A 20,120-nucleotide genomic window follows, 5' to 3' on the forward strand; every position below is an offset into this window, starting at 1 on the left:
ACAGACAGCTTCACCTACATCGTCACGTCCGGTGGGGTATCAGAGTCCACCACGGTGAACGTCGATGTGACGCCAGTCAATGACAAGCCTGACAGTGAGGACTTTACGCATGTGACTGACAAGCCTGTGACGCAAGTTGTATTTGATACTGATACGAAACCTTTAGGTGATGGCGACTCTCAGGATCATATAGCGGATATTGAAGATGACTTAAATGGCAACGACTTGCATGTGCAGATTACTGAACTACCGACCTCAGGAACATTGTTCTTCAGAGATAACAACGGTGAACTGCATGAAATAAAAGAAGTCAGTGACACTCTTTATGAAAAAGATAGCCTTTACTATGAAGCTGATAATGTGGGTTTCTTATTAGGTATCAAGGATCGCCCAGATACACCAAATAGTTCCGAGTCTACAACAGATTTCAATAATTGGGGGCTAAGTGAGGACGGAGGTCCATCACACTCCCGTACTGAGCATTTAGTTAATGGTTCCTCCATCACTATATCTTCTGATAGTGGTGAACTTGCTCAATACAACCGCCAAGTGTCACATATCGGAAACGGTATTGCTGACAATGATGGGCAGGGTATTGAGAAAGGCGAGACAATTACGATCGATTTGTCTAATAACCCTGTGGGCAGCGTAAACCTTGGCTTAGATGGATTAGGTGGATTGTTTGATTACGGTGATGACAACGCTGCGCTTATTACGGTTACGTATTTAGATTCAAATAATATCGAACAGACTCAAACGTTCGAGTTCTTGAAGCCTGAAGGCAACTTCATGCTATTCCAAGAAACAAGCGTTGGTTTTGGGCAAGAACTAGCTCTTCCTGAAGGTTCGGTCATTACTCAGTTAGATTTTTCTACGAAAAATGAAGGGAACTGGGAGTTACGTTATGTAGAAGGTATTCCTGCCGGAGATAGCTTTGGATATGTGGCAGTCGATTCTGAAAGTGGAGTTAGTGATCCGTCTACGGTCAATATCGTTAACGAAATACTAGATGGTAATGTTGCGGAAAATGGACCTGTGGTGGAGAGCATTGCAGGTGTTACTGTTGTTGAGGGTGACGATGTCACGTTTTCTGTTTCTCTAAATAACGCGACAGATCAGACCGTTAAGTATCAAGTGGATTTCTCTGCAGAGGGTTCTAGTGTGAGCTCTCAAGACATTGATTTGTCGAACGCAACTTTTACTAATGGCGTGAAGTATTTGGGTGGATACCTTATTGTTCCAGCCGGAGTGAATGGCTTTGAGATTACCATTCCAAGTATTGATGATCAGTTGGTTGAATCAACAGAGAGTCTTGTGATTAAAGTCGGAGATGTATCTGGCGTTGGCTATATTGATGATAATGATGTTCCGCCAGCAGTTCAAAGCAACGAAATTTCCGGATTAGAAGACGAAGCTATTGTTATAACACTAGAACATTTAGGCATCGTTGATAGTAGTATAAGTGTTGAGTTTGACACTTCTGCTCTAAATGGCTCACTGCAAGTGAAAGGTTCTGATGGTTGGGAAGCGGTTTCTGGCAGTGTACTCGCTTCTGATATCGAAAATGGTCTTGTTCGTTATGTTCCTGCTGAACATGAATCTGGTGCAAATGTTTTCGATAAAGACGGTGTTGGGAACGGCTTGGATACTTACGAGCAGATTCATTTCACTGTTAGTGATGGCAATTCTTCTGCTTCAGGTACGTTGAGTATCGACATAGAGCCTGTCGCGGACCCAATTAAGATTGACCTTACTTTCGGTCCAGTAACGTCTGTACCTGTGACACTAGGCGGAAGCTGGTCTACAGACGAAGAACTTAAAGATCTGCTTGAGGCAAGTAATTTACCAGGGCTTGACTTTGAACATGTGGTGACACAAACGTTTAATAACGGACATGTTGGTAATGACTTAATGCTAAGCGGTGACACTGAATCGCCACTGAGCTTTGTCGGAGATCAACAAGCAGGTGCGAACGTTGATGCTCAAGGCAGTGATATCTTTGTGACTGGAGGAGGTAATGATTCTATCTATGGCGGTATTGGTTCATTAGATGATCAAGCGGAGACGGACACAGTTGTTTACTCTGGCAAGTTGTCTGATTACAACCTCAACTATTACCCTGCGTCTGACCACTCAGAGGTCCCGTATTGGATTGTCGAAGATAGCCGATTTATTGATACAAAAGATGTTGTTTCGAGCACTCATAAAGAGTCGGGTGACCACCTTTATGAAATTGAACAACTTATCTTCCAAGATGCCATTATCAAGCTAAATAACAACACAGGAGAGTATGTTGTACTTACAGAGCAGCAAGTCTCTTTTGAGCTGAACCTTGATCTTATCGATGTGGATGGCAGTGAGTCATTCATTAACGATAGCGTCACATTAACGGGAATTCCTTCAGGGCTAACATTAGAGGTGAATGGCAAAACGGTTACTGAAAACAGCGATGGTTCTTACACGGTTGACCTTTCAAGTGAACCAAATCAAACCAGTCATCAACTAAGCGGTACGATTACTGTACCAGCCGATTACAATGGTTCGTTAGATTTTGATGTAACAGCGACGGCAGGAAGTGTTGAAGTTAATAACAATACTCAAATGGGAACGGACACGGCTTCTGTTTCAGTTCGAGATTATGATTTTGTTTCCGGTACGCATGGTGATAACAAGATAGCTGGATCTGATAGCAATGATGTGATTGTTGGCGATGTTCAAGGATTACAGATTGTCGAGGGGCAGGACTACAACATTGCTTTTATGCTCGATACATCAGGCAGCATGGGTTACGACGTTGGTCTAGCGCTAGGTGAGCTAAAAACAGTGCTGAATACTCTTACCGAAAGTGCTAGTGGCCCTCATTCGGGCAAAGTGAACGTTTTATTGACCACATTTGCTACTGGGAGCTCTCAGGTACTTGAATTAGATTTGAGTGCAGACAACGCAACATCGCAAATAGAGTCTACATTGGATGCAATTTTACAAATCGGTGATGGTAATACAAATTATGAAGCCGGGTTCCAATCTGCACTAGACTGGTTTGCTAATGCCGATAGTGGCGCAACAAACCTAAGTTATTTCATATCTGATGGTCAACCAAACCAAGCTACGGATAACAATACGAGTTGGTTTAGTGGTTGGGAGGGTGTCGTACTTGGCGTGTCAGAACAAAAGTTAGTGACGCTAGCGGATGTCTTGCCAAGTGATTACAGGTTTGGTGATACAGTCACATACAACAATAAAACAATCATAGATTTTCGCGGGGCGGTGTATTCGCTCTCTACTGGTGAACAGGTGGGGAGAATGCTTAACTCATATGTCTATGATGATTATGGAAATAATGTTCTATCTCAAGCGAATAACGCATATCAAGCATTGGCTGAATTTAGTGAGGTTCGTTCGATAGGTCTTGGTCGCTACTTAGATGAAGATTCGTTAGAAAACTTCGACTCTGATGGTGTAGTAAGAGCTAACATAGATGTAAACCAACTAGCAGAAGTGATCCTTGGTAAGGAAGTTTCTTTGATGCAAGGCAAAGATGAGATTAACAGCCTTGATGGAAATGACATTATTTTTGGTGATGCCATGCGTTTCGACGTCGATGGTGAGCAAGGAGTTTCCGCGCTGCAAAACTACGTAGCTTCTCAACTAGGTAAGGATGTTTCGTTGGTTACCAAAGAAGAAGTTCATCACTACATTACTGAAAACCAAGCAGAATTTGAACAGTCTCGTTATTACGACCAGGCAGATACCATCTCTGGTGGTTCAGGAGATGATATTTTGTTTGGACAAGGCGGTGACGACAAGCTGTTCGGTGGTGCAGATAATGATATTTTAATTGGTGGTTTCGGCAATGATATTTTGACAGGGGGGGACGGTGAAGACATCTTTAAATGGATTGATGTGTCCAATGAACGCGACACTGTCACTGACTTCAATAAAGATGAAGACACTCTAGACTTCTCTGATCTCTTTGATGACTTATCTAAAGATGAAATTGGAGAGCTTCTTAATGATCTTCAATCAGGTGATCATACCGGTGATGTCGGAGAGTATCACGTAGAAGTGGCACCAGATGGCAGCTCTGAGGCAAACCTGAGTATTACAAAAGGTAGCTCGACATTAGACATCCATTTTGACGGTGCAAGCGTTGATGATGTGACTCAAAGCTTGATTGCAAGTTTAGAGGCGCAATACAAAGATATGTAGTGGCGTTACCATTTAGGTAAAATTGAAAATCAAAAAAGGTCTAGCAATTTGCTAGACCTTTTATTTTTACGTTCTGTTTATGGTTGTGTTAGCTTTTTGGAAGTGTAGTGAAAACGGTCCACTCTTTCTTAACTTCGCCCTTGTGACCAATCACTGTTGCGGTTACTCGACGGTTTAGCGCGTGACTCACTTGGTCAGTGCCTTGTGTTGCAAGCACTGTGTCTCCATAGCCCACAATGGTAACTCTATCCCCACTAATACCATTCGTCATGAGTTCTTTTCTAACGTTCTCAGCCCGGCGCTTGGATAAGTCGAGATTGTGTTCTGCAGTACCAGTGCGACTAGCATAGCCCTGAATCTCGATAGACGTATTTGGGTACTCTTTCAAGAAATCGGACAACTCACGAATTTGTTGCGTAAAGATAGGGTTTATAACATCGGAATCGTTCGCAAATAGGACTCGAATTTGCATTTCTTGTGAGGAGTCGACATACGAACCGCAGCCATCGTTATCTATCTCGGCTCCTAAAGGAGTTCCCGGACACAAATCGCGCTCGTTAATAACACCGTCTGAGTCATCATCTATATGATCAGCCCACTGATCGGCAATTGGCGTATCGATGTAATCATACTCATCGCCTTTATCGGATGAACTGCATGCCGAAATCATCAATGAGAGTGCAATAAGAGTTATGTGTTTCATAATTAATACTCCACTTCTTCTAGCCATTCTTTAGGCATTTCGACCCTTAATGCACTCAACAGTTGACCTGTTGCGTTCATCACTCGATATTTGGCGTACTGCTCTGCGTATTTAGAATCTAAGTAGTCTTTACGCGCCTCAAAGAGCTCGTTTTCAGTGTTCAATAGATCAAGCAGTGTCCGTTTACCGATGCGATATTGCTTCTCGTAAGCAATTACGGTCTCAGACGCAGAGTCTACATGATCTGATAGAAACTCTTTTTGTTGTAATGTTAAATCAAGCGCACTCCAAGAAAGTCTTAACCCTTCTTCAACATTGCGATAGGCACCTTCACGCAAGTCTTTTGCTTTATTTAGCTGGTAGGCGAAGTTTTCTGAGTTCGCTGCATCACTGCCGCCATTGAATAGGTTGTAGCGTAGGCGCAGCATGGCAAGTGTCTCATCACTGCGACCTTTTAAACCATCAGCGTCGTCACGCCATGTTTGCGAAGCTTCAATGGAAATGGTTGGGTAGTTAACACCTTTAGACTGTTTGTATTGAAACTTAGCCGAGTCTACGTCTGCGAGTGCGACTTGAATAACGGGGTGCAGTTCAAATGCCAAGCCTACCGCTTCATCAATTGTGTACGGAATAAAGTTTTGGTCCGCTCTCGGAAAGATTAGCCCTTGCGGTGTTTGACCGACTAAACGAGTGAACATCGTGTGAGAGTCATACAGGTTATTTTGAGCAGCGGCTAAGTTGCCGTGTGCTTTTGCCAAACGTGCTTCTACTTGCGTTAAGTCAGCGGTAGAGCCGATACCCGAGTTGACTCGTTTTTTAATGTCATCGTAGATATCTTTGTGAACAGCCAGGTTGTTTTCAGACAGCTTGAGTATTTCGTAAGCTTTTACAGCATCTAGATACACTTTGGTGACTTCAAGTGCTTTATCCGATGCGTCGGCCAAAAGTTGAAATCTTACTGATTCAGCATCCGCTGCAGTTCGGTCTATATCATTAAGAGTCGCACTGCCGTCCCAGATAAGTTGGGTTAGTGTCACCGATGCTTCTTTTCGAGTGTAATCTGTATCTCCACGTCCCACCTCGTCAGAAGGGTCTAATCCTTCATACCCAATACCCGCATCTAGATCAATAGAGGGTAAGTAAGCACCCGAAGATGCTTCATTTACGTATTTTCGGCTCGTAAATTCATTAAATGCACTCTTAATGTCAGGGTTGTTTTTTAACGTCAATGCCACGGCTTGCTCTAAAGTTTGACCGAAAACGGGTATAGACACCATTAAACTACAGCAGCAAGCAATATTTAGTCGGTTCCATTTCACGGTATTTCTCCTAAAAATTCGTGTTGCTTTTTGCTATTTCATCTCATAACTGAGACGAAACATCATAAATAACAGTGCTTGAGTAAGGGATTTATCAACCTACTGTTAAAACAAAGCTTTTGTTTCAAAAATCCAAGATTTCGCCTTTTAAAACCTTAGCACATATGTCGAATGTTGCTTAGCAACATAGCAAGTTTAGCTCGGAGAAAAGCTTGAATTCTTAATATCATAGCGTTTCACGGCCTGTGTCACTCTGCGCTTTTTTGTAACTCTGCCCCTAGAGTTATCAAACGTCCTACAAGCTACACATACAACGAAAATATGATGATTTTGACTAAACTATAGACGTAAATGTAGGGGTGACAAACTTTTGACTTGGTTTGAAGTGGGGCGAGGTAGATATGGAACGTGTAACTTTTAGCTCATTGGCGGGCAACATTGTCGTTATCGGGTTGGACGGGGAGATTAGGACTTTAGGTCAGGGTCAACTACCTCAACCAGGAGAGTTAATAATCGATGAAGTATCAGATACTTCTGAACTTGTTATCGAGCAGGTGACACCACAAGGAAGTTCGATAAATGTAACTGATGATATCACTGCGTTAATTGAAGCAATTGCGAGTGGGGAAGACCCGACTGAGCTGGGTGAAGAGTTTGAACCTGCTGCAGGTGAAGGAAACGGGTCTAGCCCACAGAATACGGGAGCTATAGATCGCACAGGTGCTGAATTACTCGCTAGTACCAATTTTGAGACAGTGGGAACTGACGGAACAGGATTTTCAAGTACTCAGGTAGAGACGCTACTCGATATTCTCCAAATACAACCACCAGAACCAACAGCAATCCCCGTTCCTGCAACGATAATTGTTCAGGAAATATCCAGTCCGACTATCAACGAAGGTGATCAGGTTGTATTCGATATTACTTTAAACCAAGCAACAGAGGACAATACTGATGTCACTTTGTCGCTACTTGATGGCACCGCAACTGGTGGTTCAACTGACGAGAGCGGAAGTGACTACGTTAATGAGCGTGTTCTCATAACATTTTCTGATGGTACAACGGAAGAAATCTTGGTTGATGATAACGGTACTTTTACAGTCTCGGTCCCATTAGGTGAAAGCGGGTTTACGGTTTCTCTCGACTCTATAGGTGACTCTATATTCGAAGGCCCAGAAACGTTTACGCTTTCTGGCACAACAGAAGAACAAAATACACCTGCAACTGGGGTGGCAACCATTGTTGATGATGGTAGTGGGCCAGGTTTAAGTCCTGATGATGATCGCCCAACGGTAACGATGAGCGATGCAGGGATAGTTAATGAGGGTGAAACGGCTAGTTTTAAAGTGTCGTTATCTAATCCATCAGCTATAGATGTTGAGGTTGAACTGACTCTCAACTTAGGTGACACCGAAGCCGGTGACTTAGGTCTCTTAGAATACAACACGGGAAGTGGCTGGGTTGCAGTGCCAAATGATGGTGTGGTGACGGTGCCAGCCGGGCAAACCGAATTTGATGTGCGTATCGCTTCCATTGATGACGCTGTTTACGAAGGCCCTGAAGACTTCAGTGTGACGGTGACTGGCATTGGGGCGGTACAAGGCAGTGATACGGGGACGGCGACGATAGTGGATGACGGTAGTGGTCCAGGCCCTGATCCGGATGATGACCGTCCAAGCGTGACTATTACCGATGCTGGCAATATTAATGAGGGTGAGACTGCGAACTTCAAAGTCACCTTATCGAACGCGTCTGAAGCGGAAACGCAGGTGGAACTGGGTCTTAATCTTGGCGATACCGAAGTTGGAGATTTGGGCACCTTAGAATACAGCACGGGAAGTGGTTGGGTTGCAGTGCCAAACGATGGCGTGGTGACCGTACCTGCCGGGCAAACCGAATTTGATGTGCGTATCGCTTCCATTGATGACGCTGTTTATGAAGGCCCTGAAGATTTCAGTGTGACGGTGACTGGCATTGGGGCGGTACAAGGCAGCGATACGGGTACGGCAACGATAGTGGATGATGGCAGTGGCCCTGGCCCCGATCCGGATGATGACCGTCCGAATGTGACCATCTCTGACGCTGGCACCATTAATGAGGGTGAGACTGCGAACTTCAAAGTCACCTTATCGAACGCCTCTGAAGCGGAAACGCAAGTAGAGTTGGGTCTTAATCTCGGCGATACCGAAGTCGGTGACTTAGGCACCTTAGAATACAACACGGGAAGTGGTTGGGTTGCAGTGCCAAACGATGGCGTGGTGACGGTGCCTGCCGGGCAAACCGAATTTGATGTGCGTATCGCTTCCATTGATGACACCGTTTATGAAGGCCCTGAAGATTTCAGTGTGACGGTGACTGGCATTGGGGCGGTACAAGGCAGCGATACGGGTACGGCAACGATAGTGGATGATGGCAGTGGCCCTGGCCCCGATCCGGATGATGACCGTCCGAATGTGACCATCTCTGACGCTGGCATCATTAATGAAGGTGAAACAGCTAACTTCAAAGTGACGCTGTCGAACGCGTCTGAAGCGGAAACGCAAGTGGAGTTGGGTCTTAATCTCGGCGATACCGAAGCCGGTGACTTAGGTACCTTGGAATACAACACCGGAAGTGGTTGGGTGACAGTGCCAAACGATGGCGTGGTGACGGTGCCAGCAGGGCAAACCGAGTTTGATGTGCGCATTGCTTCTGTTGATGACGCTGTTTATGAAGGCCCTGAAGATTTCAGTGTGACGGTGACTGGCATTGGCGCAGTGCAAGGCAGCGATACGGGAACGGCAACGATAGTGGATGATGGCAGTGGTCCGGGCCCTGATCCGGATGATGACCGCCCAAGCGTGACTATTTCAGACGCTGGCACCATCAATGAGGGGAATACGGCGAACTTCAAAGTCACCTTATCGAACGCGTCTGAAGCGGAAACGCAGGTGGAACTGGGTCTTAATCTTGGTGATACCGAAGTTGGAGATTTGGGCACCCTAGAATACAACACGGGAAGTGGTTGGGTTGCAGTGCCAAACGATGGCGTGGTGACGGTGCCAGCCGGGCAAACCGAATTTGATGTGCGTATCGCTTCCATTGATGACGCCGTTTATGAAGGCCCTGAAGATTTCAGTGTGACGGTGACTGGCATTGGCGCAGTACAAGGCAGTGATACGGGTACGGCGACGATAGTGGATGACGGTAGTGGCCCGGGTCCAGATCCGGATGATGACCGTCCGAATGTGACCATCTCTGACGCTGGCATCATTAATGAAGGTGAAACAGCTAACTTCAAAGTGACGCTGTCGAACGCGTCTGAAGCGGAAACGCAAGTGGAGTTGGGTCTTAATCTCGGCGATACCGAATCCGGTGACTTAGGTACCTTAGAATACAACACCGGAAGCGGTTGGGTTGCAGTACCAAATGATGGCGTGGTGACCGTGCCAGCCGAGCAAACCGAATTTGATGTGCGTATCGCTTCCATTGATGACACCGTTTATGAAGGCCCTGAAGATTTCAGTGTGACGGTGACTGGCATTGGGGCGGTACAAGGCAGCGATACGGGTACGGCAACGATAGTGGATGATGGCAGTGGCCCTGGCCCCGATCCGGATGATGACCGTCCGAATGTGACCATCTCTGACGCTGGCACCATTAATGAGGGTGAGACTGCGAACTTCAAAGTCACCTTATCGAACGCCTCTGAAGCGGAAACGCAAGTAGAGTTGGGTCTTAATCTCGGCGATACCGAAGTCGGTGACTTAGGCACCTTAGAATACAACACGGGAAGTGGTTGGGTTGCAGTGCCAAACGATGGCGTGGTGACGGTGCCAGCCGGGCAAACCGAATTTGATGTGCGTATCGCTTCCATTGATGACGCCGTTTATGAAGGCCCTGAAGATTTCAGTGTGACGGTGACTGGCATTGGCGCAGTACAAGGCAGTGATACGGGTACGGCGACGATAGTGGATGACGGTAGTGGTCCAGGTCCCGATCCGGATGATGACCGTCCGGTTGTTGCGGCAATTAGTGATACAACCGTAAACGAAGGTGAGTCTGCTACGTTGGTTGTCACTTTGAGTAACCTAAGCACTACGGATACTCTCGTTAATCTGGCACTTAATGATGGCACAGCAGAGGGAGGGGTAGATTACACCAAATCGTCTGTTACTGTTACCTATGCAGATAGTTCATCAGACGTTATCCCTGTGAACCCTGATGGTACATTTAATGTGTCCGTACCAGCTGGTGATATGACCTTTGACGTTGTGATAAGTACCACCGACGATGAGCTGTTCGAAAGCGATGAAAATTTCACATTAATTGGACAGACCGAGATACAAACAACTCCGGTTACAGGCACGGTAACGATTCTTGATAACGATACAGTCAGCGTTGCCTCTATTTCTAGTGAAGTGGTTAATGAAGGTGAACCTATCATTTTTGATGTTACTTTAAGTAACCCTAGTGATAGTGAAAGTTTGGTCAATATGGTGCTCGCTGATGGTAGCGCAGAGGGGGGCATAGACTACATCAATACATCGGTTACAGTTACCTATGCGGATAACTCAACAGATGTCATTACTGTCAACGCAAACGGAACATTTGATGTTTCAGTTCCCGCGAACGACGTCTCATTCAGCGTCACAGTCAATACTATTGATGATGACCTATTCGAAGGCGCAGAGACTTTAACACTGTCGGGTAAAACTGCCACTCAAATTACATCTGCAATGGGTACAGGGACTCTTCTTGATGATGGTTCGGGGCCAGGACCTGATCCAGATGACGATCGCCCAACAGTGGCAGCGATTACCTCTACAACGGTAAACGAAGGTGATATTGCAACACTAGATGTAACGTTGAGTAATGAAAGCACCACCAACACCACTGTCAATATGATGCTGACTGACGGATCAGCAGAAGGCGGTGTGGATTACACCGATACTTCAGTAACAATTACTTATGAGAGTGGCGGCATAGAAGTCGTTACGGTAAATCCAGATGGCAGCTTTATTGTCGATGTGCCCGCAAATGATACGACTTATAGTGTTTCTGTAAGTACAACAGATGATGACTTATTCGAAGGACCTGAAACCTTTACGTTATCAGGTAACACTGATAACCAAGTTGGTTCTGTGATTGGTACCGGTACTATTGTTGATGATGGTAGTGGCCCAGGACCAGATCCTGATGATGACCGCCCGACTGTAGCAGCGATTACGGATGCCATAGTTAGTGAAGGTGAGCTGGCAACGCTTGAAGTCACTTTAAGCAATGCAAGTACCACAAACACCGTTGTTAATATGACATTAGCAAATGGGACAGCTGAAGGAGGTTCGGATTATACAAATACGACAGTAACCGTTACCTACGCTGATAGTAGTACCGACGTTATTTCAGTGAACCCAGATGGTACGTTTGATGTCATTGTACCAGCGTTAGACACAACATTTAGCGTTACTATGGTGACGTTAAACGATGATATTTATGAGGGTGATGAGAACTTTACATTATCCGGTGCCACTACTGTGCAAACAACTGCTGCTGTCGGTACCGTAACGATTAACGATAATGCAGACATACCAACTGTCACTGAAATTACGGATATTCAAGTGGTGGAAGGTAACGATGCGAAATTTAACGTTACACTGAGTAATGCAAGTGCGGTTGCGATTATGGTTAGTATGTCTCTCTTAGACGGAACCGCTGTCGCTGGAGATGATTTTAACGCTACGAGTGTGACCATTACTTATGCTGATAACACGACGGAAGTTATTGCGGTAAACCCTGATGGAACGTTTGATGTCTCCGTACCTGCGAGTGATACTAACTTTAGTGTTACGGTAAACACTGTTGAAGACCAGATTTATGAATCTTCAGAAAACTTTGTTTTAACTGGTTCGATTCAAGGGCAATCACCTGCAGCGTCAGGCCTTGGTACGATTATTGATGATGACAATACACCTCCGACAGTAGAAGACTTTGGCATTTCGGTTGACCTTAGTGTGGGAGGAGACGCTTTAATTGACTTTGCACCACATGCGCAAGACTTTGAAGATGACTTTGATCTTCAAGATGATAAAGAAACGAGCATCTGTGTCACGACGCTTCCAGACTATGGCTATCTCTATTACTTGGATGATCAGAACAATGAAGTCATATTGGACATTGGTGATGTGATTCCAGAAACTACGGAAGTCAGATATGCACTAACGGAAGACTTCTTTGATGAGCAAAGCTTTGATTCCCAAGATTTACTCGATGAATTTTCTAAAGACTTCATTGCCGATTCAGTCGATGTTAACGGTTTAAGTTTCTTTGGAGGAACCATTGATGGTAATGGTGACTTTGTCAATAATGCTCAAATCAAGGTCGACTTTGCCGCTCAGCAGGTAGGTTTAGTTGTAGTGTCACCGGGCGAAACTGGCCAAGGGGATGAAATTAGTACGAGTGAGTTCATTGCCATTGAATTAGATGAAGGGCTTGAAGCTAAAGAAGCAAGGTTAAACCTAGCAAGCTTGAATGATAGGTTTAACAGTGGCGGCGCTTGGATTCAAGCATACTTTTATATGGGCGATACTCTTGTTGATATACAAACCATACACACCAGTGACATCGTATTTACTGGTAATCAAGAAGGTTACGCTGACGTATCGCTAAGTAATGGCAGTTTTGATGAGATTCGCTTGTTCCCTGAAACAGACAGTTCAAGTGATAAAGCCAGCTTTACTCTAGTTGGTACTCAGATTACAAGTTTTAATAATGTAAACGACTCGTTTGATTACAAAGCGATTGACTCAGATGGTTTAGAAAGCGATACCACTGCAACCGTTGATATTGATTTTAACAATGTCTCTTTTGAAACAGTGACCGCTTTCGGTACACAGACTGCTTCGTTACAGCAAGAGCCTAATATCATCATGGGAACAGACCAAGATGATGTTCTTGTAGGCACCGATGGTAATGATATTCTAATTGGTGGTCTAGGTAATGATATTTTGACTGGTGGCGGAGGTGATGACATCTTCAAGTGGACAGAGATGCAATCCGCAACTGACACCGTGACGGATTTCAGTGACGGGGATCAGCTCGATTTTACCGATGTATTTGATGATATGAGTGGTACTGATATTTCCACATTACTTGATGATCTCGGCTCTGGCGATTATCACGGAAGCGTGGATGATATCACGGTGGCGGTGACTGAAAGTGGAGGTAACTCAACTCTGACCATCAATAAAGATGGACAACAGTTGGAGGTTAATTTTGACGGAGCTTCTGCTTCTGATATCGCCAATAGTTTGATTTCTAATCTTGAACAATTACGAGAGTAAATGATTCAAAATGAAAAACGGAGCGAAAGCTCCGTTTTTCATTTAGTAATGCAGTAAGTTCAGGCAATAATTAAAGCACTTTACATGCAAAACCTTTTAAGTAGAAACCTTCTGGATATGCTGTATCGGTTGGGTGGTCAGCGGCTTGTTCAAAACGCTCCACAAACTTTACTTGGCGGTTAGCGTCTACGGCTGCATCAGCGATGATTTTCTGGAACAGAACTTGATCCATCAAGCCAGAGCACGAGTAGGTCAGTAGAGTGCCGCCCGGTTTTAGAATTTGCATTGCTAGCATGTTGATGTCTTTGTAACCACGACATGCACCGTTTAGTTGTGCTTTGCTCTCTGCGAACTTCGGTGGGTCCATAATAACCACATCGAACTGAGTTCCTTGATCACGATACTCACGAAGCAGCTTAAACACGTCTGCATTTAGGAACACGGCACGCTTCTTCGAAATATCAAAATCGTTTAGCTCTGCGTTGAATTTTGCGGTATCTAAAGCAGGTTGCGACACGTCAGCGTTAATCACACGCTTTGCATCACCTTTTAGAGCGTAAAGTCCGAAGCCACCTGTGTAAGAGAAGCAGTTAAGAACTTCTTTGCCTTTCATATATTTCATCGCTTGCTGGCGACTATCACGTTGATCTAGGTAGAAACCTGTTTTGTGTCCGCCAACGATATCTACACTAATCTTTACGCCATTTTCTTCGATGACGACCGATTTAGGTGGCTCTTCGCCGTGCAAGACGCCCGTGATCTCTTTTAAACCTTCTTTTTTACGAACGGCCACGTCAGAGCGCTCGTACACATTACAATCAGGGAAGCACTCAACCAGAGCGTCAACAATAGCCTGCTTATTGTGTTCTGCGCCAGCACTGAGAAGTTGGCACACAAAGAAATTTTGGTAACGGTCGATCGTAACGCCTGGTAAGCCGTCAGACTCTGCTGCGATAAGGCGATAACCCGTAAGGCCATCACGTTCGATAATGTCTTCACGAAGAAGTTGTGCGTCTTTAAGTCGTTTAACGAAAAACGCGGTGTCGATTTCTTCTTTATCAAAACTCCAAATACGAGCACGAATTTGCGAAGCTGGCGAATATGCCGCCTTAGCTAGCCATTTACCGTCGTGAGTGAATACATCAACCGTTTCGCCAAGAGCAGGTTCGCCCTCAACTTTGTTGATGCCTCGAGAGAAGATCCAAGGGTGCTTGCGCTTGACCGATTTCTCGCGACCTTTAACCAAATAGATAGCAGCTGTCATTTCATTAGCTCTTGTTGAATTTTGAAAGGGGCGTATTGTCCGGGATGTGAATGGTAAAAGCAATATCCCTCGGCAATCCAGTACATTGTAGTGACTTTTAAATACAAAAAAGGTCACTAAAGTGACCCTTTTATTTGAATTTGCTGTAACAGATTCCGTTGCTATGCTTTAAGTCCAGTAAGTAGTGCTTCCATTGTGTCGCTTTGCTTACGCAGTTGATCAACGTTTTGTGAAGTCGTGCTTATCATATTGCACACGTTATCTGCTTGAACTCGAATTTCTTCAACGCTTGAGGCGATATTGTCCGCGACTACACCTTGCTCTTCAGCTGCTGTTGCAATTTGAATGCTACTGTCGGAGATAGTTTGATTTTTATCTGCCAAAGAGCCGATTTCGTGATTCACTTCCGTCATGAGGTTTTGTCCCTCATTTGCATTATTAACTGTCACTTCCATCAGCTTAGTAAGCGACTGGCTGTTACGCTGTAATGATTCAATCATCGTTTGGATTTCAACTGTCGCTTGCTGAGTGCGTCCCGCAAGAGCGCGAACCTCATCCGCAACGACCGCAAATCCACGACCTTGTTCTCCAGCACGTGCAGCTTCAATAGCCGCGTTCAGAGCAAGTAGGTTGGTTTGCTCGGAGATCCCATTGATGGTTGTCACGACTTCATCAATTTGTGCTGCATTGGCATCTAACTCGGCAACGGCTTGAGACGCAGATTGAATCTCATTAGAAAGGTTCGAAATCGAGTGAAGCGTATTCTCAACTTTCACTTGTCCAGACTGAGCCACGTTACGTGCATCATCGGTTTGCGTGCTTGAATCGTGAGCTAGTGTCGCGACTTCTCGAATCGTTGATGCCATCTGTTCAGTTGCACTCGCAAGAGAGTTGAGGTGTTCCTGCTGAGTCGCTGAAATATCTGAACTGTGATGAATCGATTGATTCAGGTCTGAGCTAATTTGTTGCATTAACGCCACAGACTCTTGAATCGACAGCACCATTTGTTGCTCTCGTTCTGCAACTTTGTCTATCGTAATAGCAATTTCACTAAACTCGTCGCGAACAGGGAAGAAGTTCATTCTCGCGGTTAAGTCGCCACCCGCAAGGGTGTTTAATGCTTTGTTCATCGTGAACATCGCGCCGCCAATAAACGTCATGATGTAGTAAACGCCAAGAGCGAGAATAAACAAGCTCACACAGATAATGCTTACTTGAGTCGTTGATAGGGCAGCCCATAAAGAAAGTTCATGGTTCGCAACCAAACTGTACGTACCATTTAAAACAGACACGGATTGCGAACCAGAGCCAATAGAAACGGTTTCAGAACCAGCGATGAGGCTTGCTACTTGAGATTGAGAAAGGTTGCCTGCCTCTATCAGACCTTTCATAAGCATGAGCTCTTCTTGGTACATACTTGAGATCAGTGTATTAGCCGCGCTATTAAGGACGAGAGTGAGAATGACTAAAGCAAGAAGAGGGAGAACGAAGAGCAAATAGAACTTTTCTTGAATCTTTAAGTGAATGAGATACTTATCAATCCAGCGGAATGGAATTTCTTTCATAATTATAATAACCGTGCAAAAACCCACTATCCTTAGTGGGGTGAATAGACGAAAAGAATATATCACTCAGTAAAAAGAAGCGGTACAAAGATGAACGTAAAGTGTGAGAGATTTATAGTAAAAGGTCACGTTCAAGGCGTCGGCTTTCGTTACCATACTTCCCATCAAGGATTGAAGCTAGGGTTAACAGGTTATGCGAAGAACCTAAACAATGGTGATGTTGAAGTGATGGCGTGTGGAACAGACGCGCAAATAGTTGCGTTTTCGGAATGGTTACAAGAAGGACCGCGAACGGCAACAGTAGAGCATGTGATGCAGGAGCCTGCGTCGTATAAGCCGTTACGCGGTTTTAAAATTTTATGAATCTACAAGCATTTAGCTGGCTTTGGTAGGCCGGCTAATTTGGTTGCTTGTTTGGCTGGTCCCTTTTTAAACAGCTTGAATAGATACTTACTGTTACCTTTTTCCGGGCCGTGCGCTTTTTCCATCGCTTTCACAAGCATACGCACTGCAGGGGAGGTATTAAACTCTTCATAAAAGTCTCGCACAAAATGCACAACTTCCAAATGAGCATCCGTAAGCTCGATGTCTTCTTCTTTTGCTAAAAGCTCAATCATACCTTCTTCCCATTGAGTATGATCCAATAAGTAGCCTTGAGCATCCGTTTCAATTTCTTTGCCGTTGTAAACGAACATAACGTTTTATCCGTTAAGTAAACATGGATGTTTATAGATTAGCGACAGCCGAGAATGTTCTCAACAAAAGAATCTCGAAGTAGTGCCGAGCGAAGCAAAAGCGTACAAAGTAGTGGCCTATAACTGAATACTCTTAAATTATATTTTAAGCATAAATTTGTTTTTTTATTCGTGTTGTTAGAAAATTTTCGGGGTTGATATCGGTGGTTTTGCATTGTTATGCAATTCACTTGGTGTGATTGATTTGTCAGTTATATTTATTGTTTTAGATAAGTCGATCACAACGAATATAAACTAGTTTTAAATCAAAAGAATAAATTGAAAAAAATCGTTATGTTCACCCATGCTTAACAACAACACGGAGCAATTCAGGAGTGTATGGAGTGGTCGAATCTTTTCGTTTCCATTGGATGGGCGGTACTGCAAGCATGCTTTAGCATTTTCTCTTTTCTATGTCTGACGGGATTTGTAAAACATAATCCTATAAAACCGAAGTATGCTTGGTTGCAGTACATCTATGGGCCGTTACTTTTTTTGACTTGGGGAGTCATGTTAGTGACACCGATGATGTCGGCCTACATATTTTTTAGCGTAGCTGGTAAATCAGTAGTCTGGTTGCCCGCGCTCAAGATGTTCGGTTATTGGTGGGTTGCGTTTGGAGTATTTTGCTTCTTGTCATCAGTCGATGAGCGATTGCGAAGTCGCGGTTTGAATTAAGACAAGTTATACCCTGAAATCAGTTTACAAACTGAGAGAGGTGATTATAAAGCGCTCATACAAGCGATATAGCGATTGTTTGAGAATTAATAGCTTAAACGTTGTGTTTGTTTTCATAGACCGATATTCTCATTGGATTAATGAAAGCCTGTATTCAGGTTAGAAACAACAATGATGACAAGGAGTTAGTCATGTCGAAACAACGTTACATTGAGATTAATGACAATGTAAAATCCACTTGGTCCATCGAGCGTATTTGGCAACTTGCAGAATCCTTACCTGTAGAAGAAATTTCGATTGATGATATCAAAGGCCCAAATGAAGTGACTTGGTTTAGTCATGAAGGGCCACAGCCAACCTGCCGCGAAATTGCAAAACATTGCCAACGAATCAACAATGCTGATTTGTCGTATCCGGTAATCTTAACCAGTGACTATCGTGTTTTTGACGGTATGCACCGAATCGCCAAGCAAATCATGTTAGGAGAGGAAACGATCAAAGTGAGACGCTTTAGAGAAAACCCAGAAGCTGACGAAGTTATCGAGTTGTCAGTAGAGCAGGCGTAATACACTGAATTGCACACAAAGAAAAAGCCCGAAGGAATTACCTTCGGGCTTTTTGATTCTACTTAACGAGAAACGATTAATCGTCGTTCATAATACCTAGAATGCTTAGTAGGCTGATGAAGATGTTGTAGATTGATACATACAAAGTTACTGTCGCAGAGATATAGTTTGTTTCACCGCCACGAATAATGCTTTGTGTTGTCATCAGGATCGCCATAGTAGAGAAAATGATAAACAAGCTGCTCAACGCCAAGTGTAACAGGGTTGATTGAATAAAGAAGCTTGCAATCATGCCCACAACCAGCACAACAAATAGTGATAGCATTAAGCCACCCATCATCGATAGGTCACGTTTCGTTGTTAGTGCGTATGCCGATGCTGCCATGAAAGATAGTGCCGTACCACCGAGTGCGGTTAATACGATATCGCCCATGCCTGCACCGATGTACATGTTTAGAATAGGGCCAACGGTGTAACCTAAGAAGCCAGTAAATAGGAACGTAAACACAAGGCCAAGACTGTTGTTACGGTTTTTTTCTGTTAAGAATAATAGGCCGTAGAAACCAACCAGCATTAGGATGATACCTGGATGTGGAAGGTTAAATGCCATTGCAACGCCAGCAACGACTGCCGACCATAAAAGTGTCATTGAAAGTAGAGCGTAAGTATTACGCAATACTTTGTTCGTTTGTAGAGCACTTTCTTGAGTTGAAGTGCGGGTAAACATTGGACTGTTCATAATCTTCCTCGATAAGAGACTTTCTTTTAAGTACATTTATGGGATTGAAAGTTCAAAAAATCAAGCCCTAACCATACGTAACTTAGATAAAATAATAATAGAAATAAGATGTTATGTATTTGGCAACTTGTAACACAATATTACTGCCTAGCATAGCTATGTTGATTCTTACACAGATTTTTGAATTTAGTAACAAAAAGCACTGGCTTCACAGAAACCAGTGCTTTTTTATGTCGATTCGGCTAAATCTTAGTGGTGTAAGATTTGCGCTAGGAAGTTTTGGGTCCTATCCGATTGAGGATTCTCAAAGAAATCGACCGGGTTGTTTTCTTCGATGATCTCTCCTGCGTCCATGAATATCACGCGATCGGCAACTTCTTTAGCAAAGCCCATTTCATGTGTCACACATAGCATAGTCATGCCTTCCTCGGCGAGTTCGACCATTACATCCAGTACTTCGCGAACCATTTCCGGGTCGAGTGCAGATGTTGGCTCATCAAAAAGCATGACTTTAGGGTTCATACACAAAGAGCGAGCAATCGCCACACGTTGTTGCTGGCCACCAGACAGCTGACCGGGATACTTCTCCGCTTGGTCTGGAATTTTTACACGTTCCAGATATTTCATCGCAACTGCTTCTGCCTCATCTTTTGGCATCTTCTTCACCCAGATAGGCGCGAGCGTACAGTTTTCCAGTACGGTTAAATGAGGGAAGAGATTAAAGTGTTGAAAGCACATGCCCACTTCTCGGCGTACTGCTTCAATGTTCTTTAAGTCTTCAGTTAATTCCGTACCAGAGACGTAAATGCTGCCTGCTTGGTGTTCTTCAAGGCGGTTAATACAGCGAATCATCGTTGATTTTCCCGACCCTGATGGGCCACAGATAACGATTTTCTCGCCGCGCTTAACGTCGAGGTTAATATTTTTTAGTACGTGAAACTCACCATACCATTTATTCATGTCCTTCAATTGGATCATGTAATCTTGTTGTTGCGTCATAATACGTCCTTGATCTTGATGA

Annotated in this window: 11 protein-coding genes; 4 read left to right on the plus strand and 7 right to left on the minus strand. The window is 44.2% G+C overall.

Annotated features, from left to right (window positions below; all coding sequences use genetic code 11):
- Positions 1–4,209, plus strand: a 4,209-nt coding sequence (locus tag R7P64_RS04945) for a VWA domain-containing protein (protein WP_318123218.1), incomplete at its 5' end; no start/stop codon positions are given.
- An 88-nt stretch (positions 4,210–4,297) separates the two neighbouring features.
- Here the strand turns inward: R7P64_RS04945 and R7P64_RS04950 are convergent.
- Both R7P64_RS04950 and R7P64_RS04955 read right to left on the minus strand, forming a co-directional pair.
- Positions 4,298–4,912 carry an OmpA family protein gene (locus R7P64_RS04950; RefSeq protein WP_031781371.1) on the minus strand — a complete coding sequence of 205 codons (615 nt, stop codon included), beginning with the start codon at positions 4,910–4,912 and terminating at the stop codon, positions 4,298–4,300.
- Positions 4,913–4,914: 2 nt separating this feature from the next.
- Complete coding sequence (locus R7P64_RS04955; protein ID WP_195723090.1) at positions 4,915–6,231, minus strand: TolC family outer membrane protein; 1,317 nt, start codon at positions 6,229–6,231, stop codon at positions 4,915–4,917.
- A 401-nt stretch (positions 6,232–6,632) separates the two neighbouring features.
- Between R7P64_RS04955 and R7P64_RS04960 the strand changes: the two genes are divergently transcribed.
- Complete coding sequence (locus R7P64_RS04960; RefSeq protein WP_318123220.1) at positions 6,633–13,553, plus strand: Calx-beta domain-containing protein; 6,921 nt, start codon at positions 6,633–6,635, stop codon at positions 13,551–13,553.
- 70 nt (positions 13,554–13,623) lie between these two features.
- On the opposite strand, the gene R7P64_RS04965 is transcribed toward R7P64_RS04960, so the two are convergent.
- Both R7P64_RS04965 and R7P64_RS04970 read right to left on the minus strand, forming a co-directional pair.
- On the minus strand, positions 13,624–14,817 hold the full coding sequence (locus R7P64_RS04965) for a class I SAM-dependent methyltransferase (protein ID WP_047102342.1): 1,194 nt from the start codon (positions 14,815–14,817) through the stop codon (positions 13,624–13,626).
- A gap of 161 nt (positions 14,818–14,978) precedes the next feature.
- Entirely contained in the window at positions 14,979–16,382 is a 1,404-nt protein-coding gene (locus tag R7P64_RS04970; RefSeq protein ID WP_025766604.1) for a methyl-accepting chemotaxis protein, read from the minus strand.
- 90 nt (positions 16,383–16,472) lie between these two features.
- On the opposite strand from R7P64_RS04970, the gene yccX reads away from it, so the two are divergent.
- Positions 16,473–16,745 (plus strand): acylphosphatase, encoded by a 273-nt coding sequence (yccX, locus tag R7P64_RS04975; RefSeq protein WP_017634611.1) that lies wholly within the window; start codon positions 16,473–16,475, stop codon positions 16,743–16,745.
- A gap of 2 nt (positions 16,746–16,747) precedes the next feature.
- Here yccX and R7P64_RS04980 read toward each other — a convergent pair whose 3' ends face one another.
- The gene (locus tag R7P64_RS04980; protein WP_005377396.1) at positions 16,748–17,077 is read right to left on the minus strand and encodes a TusE/DsrC/DsvC family sulfur relay protein; all 330 of its coding nucleotides are present in this window, start codon (positions 17,075–17,077) and stop codon (positions 16,748–16,750) included.
- Between the two features lie 908 nt (positions 17,078–17,985).
- Here R7P64_RS04980 and R7P64_RS04985 point away from each other — a divergent pair.
- Complete coding sequence (locus tag R7P64_RS04985; protein ID WP_005377398.1) at positions 17,986–18,360, plus strand: chromosome partitioning protein ParB; 375 nt, start codon at positions 17,986–17,988, stop codon at positions 18,358–18,360.
- A 76-nt stretch (positions 18,361–18,436) separates the two neighbouring features.
- Here the strand turns inward: R7P64_RS04985 and R7P64_RS04990 are convergent, their stop codons facing one another.
- The gene (locus R7P64_RS04990) at positions 18,437–19,099 is read right to left on the minus strand and encodes a Bax inhibitor-1/YccA family protein (protein ID WP_025766607.1); all 663 of its coding nucleotides are present in this window, start codon (positions 19,097–19,099) and stop codon (positions 18,437–18,439) included.
- A gap of 249 nt (positions 19,100–19,348) precedes the next feature.
- Positions 19,349–20,098, minus strand: a complete 750-nt coding sequence (locus R7P64_RS04995; RefSeq protein WP_005377400.1) for an amino acid ABC transporter ATP-binding protein — start codon at positions 20,096–20,098, stop codon at positions 19,349–19,351.
- Between the last annotated feature and the right edge of the window lie 22 nt (positions 20,099–20,120).

The organism is Vibrio sp. 2304 (assembly GCF_033339475.1).
In the GTDB taxonomy this organism is placed as follows: Bacteria; Pseudomonadota; Gammaproteobacteria; order Enterobacterales; family Vibrionaceae; genus Vibrio; species Vibrio alginolyticus.